Origin of the sequence: Erythrobacter sp. CCH5-A1 (assembly GCF_001557115.1) — a bacterium.
In the GTDB taxonomy this organism is placed as follows: Bacteria; Pseudomonadota; Alphaproteobacteria; order Sphingomonadales; family Sphingomonadaceae; genus Erythrobacter.
This window is the reverse complement of the sequence record NZ_LSKQ01000252.1, coordinates 21,019-27,735: the sequence shown is the minus strand read 5'-3', so window position 1 is coordinate 27,735 and position 6,717 is coordinate 21,019. Positions and strand designations below refer to the sequence as shown.

The following is a 6,717-nucleotide window of genomic DNA, read 5'->3' as shown; positions in this document are numbered from 1 at the left end:
CCCTTCCGGTGTTCCCCGACCCGCCCGGCGACGAGGACGACTACACCGACCCGCCGCTCGGCGACGACACGCCCTATGCCGATGATGATGACGGCGAGGACGAAGGCGGCTCGCAGTTCGATTACCGCGCGCCCTTCACCCGGCGGCGCAACCCGCTGCGGATGTGGACGCTGGCCGCGGTGATTTTCGCGGCTCTCGCGGGGGGCACGGCGGTCGCGGTCAACTACTACGGCCTGCCCGAATGGCTCCCGCTCCAGCGCCCGACCTTCGGGATCGGCCGGCCGGGGCTGAAGCTCGATTTCCCCAAAACCGAGCAGAAGAAGGAAACGCTCGAGAACGGGCAGGAAATCTTCCAGGTGCGCGGTACGATCAGCAACACCGCGAGCGAGAGTCTCGATGTGCCCAAGCTGCTGGTGGTCTTCTCCGACCGGCGCGACCGGCCGATCGGCGATTGGGAAGTGGTGCCCTCCAAGCGCCGCCTCGCGCCCGGCGAGACCGTCACCGTGACCGAGGCGATCGCCGACATTCCCGCCGGTGCCGCAGGCGCCGCGATCGGCTGGGCGCACCACTGACCCGCTCCTGTCGGCGGGGTTTTGCGGGTACGCGTCAAAGTGCTTGCACGCGGCCAGACCCCTTGCTAGGGGCGCCCTCCTACCGCGGGGCCAGCGCTTTGGCTGCCCCGGCAAACCCCGAGTGCGGTCGTGGCGGAACTGGTAGACGCGCAACGTTGAGGTCGTTGTGGGCGAAAGCCCGTGGAAGTTCGAGTCTTCTCGACCGCACCACTTTTCTCTCCCTTCAGGCATAGCGGGCAAGGACAGCCGGCGGGCGGGCGCTGCGGCGCTTGCCTGCGCGGGCCGGTCCGGCGTAGGATCGGGGCGATGACGCGCGCCACTTGTCTTGCCGCCGCCCTGCTCGCCGCTGCCATGCCGGTGACGGCGCAGGCACCCGCCGCCCGCCCGGTGATGGTCGGCGGAGAGCCCGAACTCGACGCCTGCCCGAGCATCGGCGTGATCATCCCCTTGCGCAAAGGGGGTGACGGCTTTGTCGCCGTGCGCGCCGCGCCCTCGGTCAAGGCGCGCATGCTCGACAAGCTGAAACCCGGCCGCGAGCTCATCCTGTGTGACGACAGCGCCGACGGGAAGTGGATGGGCGTGGTCTATGCCGACCCCACGGCAGGCGTAGACTGCGGCCTTGCCACCTCGATGGCGCGCCGCGCACCCTATGCCGGCCCGTGCCGGTCAGGCTGGGTGGCGCGCCGCTTCGTGACGGTGATCGCGGGTTAGCCCTCGCTGATCTGCGGGAGGCGCACGAACAGGGCGGTTGCAGTCAGTACGACCGCACCAGCGGCGAGCAGGCTCGGGCCGAGACCGGCGGTCAGCACCAGCGCAGCGCCCGCCCCGGCACCGGCGAGGAACATCGCCAGCGCGGCGAGGCGCACCCGCAGGCTCGCGCCCGCACCAAGGGGGGAGAGAAGGTCGGGGAGCCCGAGCCGTCGCACCACAGCGATGCGGAACCCCGCCGCTCCCGCCGCCAGCGCGATCAGCCCGAACACCCCGCGCCCCGGCAATGCGCCCGCCTTCGCGAGTGCGAGCGCCAGCAGTCCGGCGAGGATCAGCAGCGCGCTCTCGATCACCGCGGCGTTCACCAGCCCGTGGCCGGGCCGCCCGGCGCGCGTGCCGATCCGCCCCGCCAGCGCCGCTCCCGCCGCAAAGGCGGCGAGCGCGGCGAGGCAGGGCAGCAGCGCAAACCCCGGCGCGTCCGTCGCCGCGAGCGCGGCAAGCACGAGATTGCCGGTCACGTTGGCAGCAAAGGCCCGCTCCATGCCGAGGAAGCTCGCCGCGTCGACCATCCCCGTCGTCGCCGAAAGCACCAGCAGCAGCCGCACGAGCGCGGCGGGGGTGCGCAGCGACAGGGGGGCAGGCGCCGGAGTCATCGGGGCATCATCGGCATAAACGGGCCGAAGCGGCAGTCGTCAGCCCCGGATGAAGGCGAGGATATCGGGGTTGATCACCTCGGGATGGGTCGAGGCCATGCCGTGGGGGAGCCCCGGATAGACCTTCAGCGTGCCGTTCTTGAGCAGCTTGATCGCCAGTTCGGCCGAATGGGCGATCGGCACGATCTGGTCGTCATCGCCGTGCTGGATCAGCACCGGCACGGTGATTGCCTTGAGATCCTCGGTGAAATCGGTTTCCGAGAAGGCCTTGATGCAATCGTAATGCGCCTTGGTGCCGCCCATCATGCCCTGCCGGAACCAGTTGTCGATCAGCCCCTGGCTGACCTTCGCGCCCGGGCGGTTGAAGCCGTAGAAGGGGCCTTCGGGAATATCGCGGAAGAACTGCGCGCGGTTCGCCACGTGCGCGGTGCGGAAACCGTCGAACACCGCCATCGGCAGCCCGCCCGGGTAGGCGGGGGTGTCGAGCATGATCGGCGGCACCGCGCCGATGATCACCGCCTTGCTGACGCGGCCGGGCTTGGCGCGCGCGACATAGCGCGTGACCTCGCCCCCGCCGGTCGAGTGGCCGACATGCACCGCGCCCTTCAGATCGAGATGATCGGTCAGCGCGGCGACATCGGCGGCGTAGGTGTCCATCTCGTTGCCGGTGTCGGTCTGGGTCGAGCGGCCGTGCCCGCGCCGGTCGTGGGCGATGACGCGGAAGCCTTCCAGCAGGAAGAACATCATCTGGTTGTCCCAGTCGTCGGCGGTCAAGGGCCAGCCGTGGTGGAAGACGATCGGCTGCGCGTCCTTCGGGCCCCAGTCCTTGTAGAAGATCTCGGTGCCGTCCTTGGTGGTGATCGTACCCATCCTGCGTTCTCCTGAATCGGGTGTGTGGGGTGCGGCGGCGAGGGACACCGGCATGGCGGCAAGCGTGCCCGCGGCGGCACTGGCGGCGATGAATTGGCGGCGGTCCATTGCGGTTCCCCTTGGCTCGCCGCGCAAGATGGGGCGGGGACGCGTCGGGGGATACACCCGAACGGGGGGCAGGGTTCATCCGCTTTCGGGTGTCCCGAAACCGGCACAATCATGGTATCACGGCGTAATCTCCACCGGGTCGCGCCAACAGGGGAGCGCCGCACCGCATGTCCGCCACCGCGCCTGATGCCCCGCATATCCGGGTGCTGATCGTCGACGACCATCCGATCCTACGCGAAGGCGTGGCGGCGATCATCGAACTGCAGACCGACATGGCGGTCGCGGGCGAGGCGACCTCAGGCCGCGAGGCGATCGCGCAATATGCCGCCCTGCGCCCCGATGTGGTGCTGATGGACCTGCAGATGCCCGACCTCAATGGGGTCGAGGCGATCGCGGCGATCCGTGCCGACCATCCCGATGCGCGGGTGATCGTGCTCACCACCTATGCGGGCGATGCCAAGGCGCTCGCGGCGATGCGCGCGGGAGCGGCGGGGTTCCTCTTGAAGAGCAGCCTCAGGCGCGAGCTGCTCGGCGCGATCCGCGCGGTGCACAAGGGCCAGCGCCACCTCCACGCCGAGGTCGCGCAGGACATCGCGCTCCACGCGATCCACGAGCCGCTCTCCCTGCGCGAGATCGAAGTGCTCCAGCTGATCGCCGGCGGGCACCCCAACAAGCAGATCGCCTGGCGGCTGGGGGTGGGGGAGGAGACGGTGAAATCGAACATCAAGTCGATCTTCGCCAAGCTCCAGGTCTCCGACCGCACCCATGCGGTGACGACCGCGGCCAAGCGGGGCATCATTGAGCTTTAGGACGCGGATCTTGTGCGCCGCGCTGCTGCTGGCGCTGCTCGCGCCGATGACCGGCGCCGCACCCGTGCGTCTGGAGACTGCGGCGCTGATGCCGCTCGAAGGCTACAAGCTCCACCACTGGTCGCTCGAGGAAGGCTCGCCCGGACGGATCAACGCGATCACACAGACGCGCGACGGCTTCCTGTGGGTCGGCGGGGTCGACGGCTTGTTCCGCTTCGACGGCCTCACCTTCGAGCGTATCGGCCCGGCCCCCACCGATCCGGGCCGCATCGTCGTCGCCCGGCTGCTGGCGGCGCGCGACGGGACGCTGTGGATCGGCCTCGCGCGCCGCAAGGGGATGATGGTGTGGCGCGGCGGCAAGCTCAGCCCTGCCGGCATGCCCAACCCCTCGCGCGAGGTGAACGACATTGCAGAGGGGCCCGACGGGGCGATCTGGGTGACGCGCGGCGGGCGCGGGACCAAGTCGCTCGCCCGCTTTTACAAGGGCCGCTGGACCGAGTTCAGCGCCGCCTCGGGCCTCCCCGAAAAGCCGGTCTGGAACCCGCTCTTCGCCCGCGACGGCACGCTGTGGCTGACCGGCGAGGACATGGTCTTTCGCAAGGAGCCGGGGCGCGACCGCTTCGTGCCGACCGGCATCGCCACGCTCCCGCGCGCAACCCTTGCCGAGGCAAGCGACGGGACGATCTGGCTGACCGAGAAGGAGCAGACCCGCGCCATTGCCCGCAACGGCGCGCTGATCGAAGGCGGCCCCGCCTTCCCCACTCCCTTCGGCATCCGCAGCCTGTTCGACCGCCACGGCGACCTGTGGATCGCGACCTGGAGCGACGGGGTGTTCCGCTTTGCGGGCCCCGCCTCGCCCAAGCGCAGCGAAGCGCACCTGACCCGCGCCAATGGCCTCCTCGCCGATCCGGTGCGCGCGGTGTTCGAGGACCGCGAGGGCAACGTGTGGATCGGCGGCGAGATGGGCCTCAACATGGTGCGCCGCGTGCCCGTCAGTCCGGCGCGGGGCGTGCCTGCGGACCCGGCGACCAACCACATGCTCGCCGCCGACAGGTCGGGCACAGTCTACATCGCCAACGACCGGACGCTCTTCACTGTCGCAAGCGGCGCCGATCCGCGTGCCGCCTGGGCCTCGCCGCTGCTGATCGAGGCGATCTGCCCGGCGCGCGGCGGCGCGGGCATCTGGATCGTGCTGCGCGGGCGCGCGCTGCGCTGGGAGGTCGGGGGGATCGCGGGGTCCATTCCGCTGCCCGATAGCTTCGCGGCCAATTCCTGCGGCGAGGATGCCGCAGGCCGGCTGTGGCTTCCGGCGCTCCAGAAGGGGCTGTTCGTGCTCGAAGGCGGCAGGGCGCGCAGCTGGCCCGGGGTCGATGGCAAGGCGCATATCCCGGGCAACGTCGCCATCATGGCCGATGGCCGCGCGGCGGTGCATTTCCGTGGGGGAGCCCCGGCGCCCGACGCCGCCTTCACCGCGCTGACCGACAGCGCTGTCCCGAGCGACGGGGTCGAGGGCCTGCTGCCCGGCGCCGCCACGCTCTACACCAGCGGCGCGGCGGGGCTGGCCGCGCCCTTGCTGCCGGGAAGCCCCGCGCTGCCCTCGAGCCGCTACCCCTGGGCGAGCTCGATCAACGGCCTCGTCCAGACCCCGGCGGGCGAGACCTGGACGATCGGCGATCTCGGCGTGGTGCGCCTGAAGACCGACGATCTCGCCCGCGCGCTGGCGAACCCTGGCGCCCCCGTCCCCTACCGCCTGTTCGATTTCCGCGACGGGATGACGAGCTTCGCGCAGAAATCCGCCGGCACGCAGATCGTCGCCGGGGGTGACGGGCGGATCTGGTTCGCGACGCGCGACACGGTGCAGATGATCGATCCCGCGCGCCTTGCCCCCGATACCCGCCCGCCCGATCGGATGATCCGCGCGCTCGCCTTCGGGCAGGAGAGCCTGCCCGCCGCGCCCGGCATGCGCCTGCCCGCGCAGACCACTGCGCTCGCCATCGAATACACCGCCACCAACCTCGCCGTGCCGGGCCGCGTGCACTTCCGCTACCGGCTGGTCGGGGACGGCAGCACCGGCGAATGGATCGAGGCCGGCGCGCGGCGCAGCGCCAGTTTCTCCGGGCTGGGGCCGGGCGATTACCGCTTCGAACTCATCGCCGCCAATGCCGACGGGGTGTGGAGCCCGCAGCCTGCGGTGCTCGATTTCACCATCGCCCGCGCGTTCTGACAGACCTGGTGGTTCCGCGCCATGGCGGTGCTCGGCGTGCTGGGCGGGCTCTACCTCGCCTACACGATGCGGATCCGGCAGCTCTCCAGCCGGATGCGGATGCTGGTGCGCACCGGCGAGCGCGAGCGGATCGCGCGCGAATTGCACGACACGATGATCCAGGGCGTGCAGGGCCTGATCCTGCGCTTCCAGGCGGTCGCCGACCGGCTGGGGGACGACCCCGAGGTGCAGGCCATCGTCCAGCCCGCGCTCGAACGCGCCGAGGAGGTGCTGGTCGAGGGGCGCGAACGGGTGACCGAGCTGCGCACCCGGCGGGTCGGCGATTTTCCAGAGGAGCTGGCACGGCTCGCCGGCAACCCGATCTTCCCGCAGGACCGCATCGCGCCGCTGGTGATCGCGGGCACCCCGCGCCCGGTCGCGCCCGGCATCGTCGATGATCTGCTCGCGGTGCTGGGCGAGGCGCTCGGCAATGCCGCCGCGCACTCCCGCGCGAGCCGCATCGAGATCGGCGTGCGGTTCGGACGCTGGAGCTTCGTGGCGCATGTCCGCGACAACGGGATCGGCATGGGCGAGGATGTCATCGCCCAAGGCGCCGCTCCGGGCCATTTCGGCCTCGTGGGCATGAAGGAGCGGATCGAGGCGCTGGGCGGGCGCTTCGTGATCGAAAGCGCGAGCGGCTTCGGCACGGTGGTGGAACTGCTGATCCCGGCACGCCTCGCCTATGCCCGCCCCGCTCGGCGGCCGCTGCGCGTTAACTAATTGCCAAGACACAA

6 protein-coding genes, 1 tRNA gene and 1 pseudogene are annotated in these 6,717 nt (G+C 70.7%); 6 read left to right on the top strand and 2 right to left on the bottom strand.

Going from position 1 to position 6,717, the window contains the following annotated elements; translation table 11 throughout:
* The 3 genes and pseudogenes from AX708_RS20960 to AX708_RS15560 form a co-directional block, all read left to right on the top strand.
* Nucleotides 1-572 (top strand): annotated as a pseudogene (locus AX708_RS20960) (thioredoxin); the annotation flags it as partial.
* Between the two features lie 123 nt (nucleotides 573-695).
* A tRNA-Leu gene (locus tag AX708_RS15565) sits at nucleotides 696-782 on the top strand.
* Nucleotides 783-878: 96 nt separating this feature from the next.
* Entirely contained in the window at nucleotides 879-1,283 is a 405-nt protein-coding gene (locus AX708_RS15560) for a hypothetical protein (protein ID WP_066526202.1), read from the top strand.
* Here AX708_RS15560 and AX708_RS15555 read toward each other — a convergent pair.
* Together AX708_RS15555 and AX708_RS15550 are read right to left on the bottom strand one after the other, a co-directional pair.
* Nucleotides 1,280-1,933, bottom strand: a complete 654-nt coding sequence (locus tag AX708_RS15555; RefSeq protein WP_066526205.1) for a DUF1275 family protein — start codon at nucleotides 1,931-1,933, stop codon at nucleotides 1,280-1,282. The genes AX708_RS15560 and AX708_RS15555 overlap by 4 nt on opposite strands.
* 39 nt (nucleotides 1,934-1,972) lie before the next feature.
* Nucleotides 1,973-2,803, bottom strand: coding sequence for an alpha/beta fold hydrolase (locus tag AX708_RS15550; protein WP_197426410.1), 831 nt, complete (start codon nucleotides 2,801-2,803; stop codon nucleotides 1,973-1,975).
* 275 nt (nucleotides 2,804-3,078) lie between these two features.
* On the opposite strand from AX708_RS15550, the gene AX708_RS15545 reads away from it, so the two are divergent.
* From AX708_RS15545 to AX708_RS15535, 3 genes are read left to right on the top strand one after another with little or no spacing between them, the layout of a single operon-like run.
* Complete coding sequence (locus AX708_RS15545) at nucleotides 3,079-3,720, top strand: response regulator transcription factor (RefSeq protein ID WP_066526209.1); 642 nt, start codon at nucleotides 3,079-3,081, stop codon at nucleotides 3,718-3,720.
* A 10-nt stretch (nucleotides 3,721-3,730) separates the two neighbouring features.
* Entirely contained in the window at nucleotides 3,731-5,944 is a 2,214-nt protein-coding gene (locus AX708_RS15540) for a two-component regulator propeller domain-containing protein (protein ID WP_066526211.1), read from the top strand.
* A gap of 21 nt (nucleotides 5,945-5,965) precedes the next feature.
* Nucleotides 5,966-6,703 carry a sensor histidine kinase gene (locus AX708_RS15535; protein WP_066526212.1) on the top strand — a complete coding sequence of 246 codons (738 nt, stop codon included), beginning with the start codon at nucleotides 5,966-5,968 and terminating at the stop codon, nucleotides 6,701-6,703.
* Nucleotides 6,704-6,717: the final 14 nt, after the last annotated feature.

Coding starts and splice junctions, on each gene's coding strand:
- AX708_RS15555 (WP_066526205.1), bottom strand. CDS start 1,933: ATGACTCCGGCGCCTGCCCCCCTGTCGCTGCGCACCCCCGCCGCGCTC.
- AX708_RS15560 (WP_066526202.1), top strand. CDS start 879: ATGACGCGCGCCACTTGTCTTGCCGCCGCCCTGCTCGCCGCTGCCATG.
- AX708_RS15550 (WP_197426410.1), bottom strand. CDS start 2,803: ATGGGTACGATCACCACCAAGGACGGCACCGAGATCTTCTACAAGGAC.
- AX708_RS15545 (WP_066526209.1), top strand. CDS start 3,079: ATGTCCGCCACCGCGCCTGATGCCCCGCATATCCGGGTGCTGATCGTC.
- AX708_RS15535 (WP_066526212.1), top strand. CDS start 5,966: ATGGCGGTGCTCGGCGTGCTGGGCGGGCTCTACCTCGCCTACACGATG.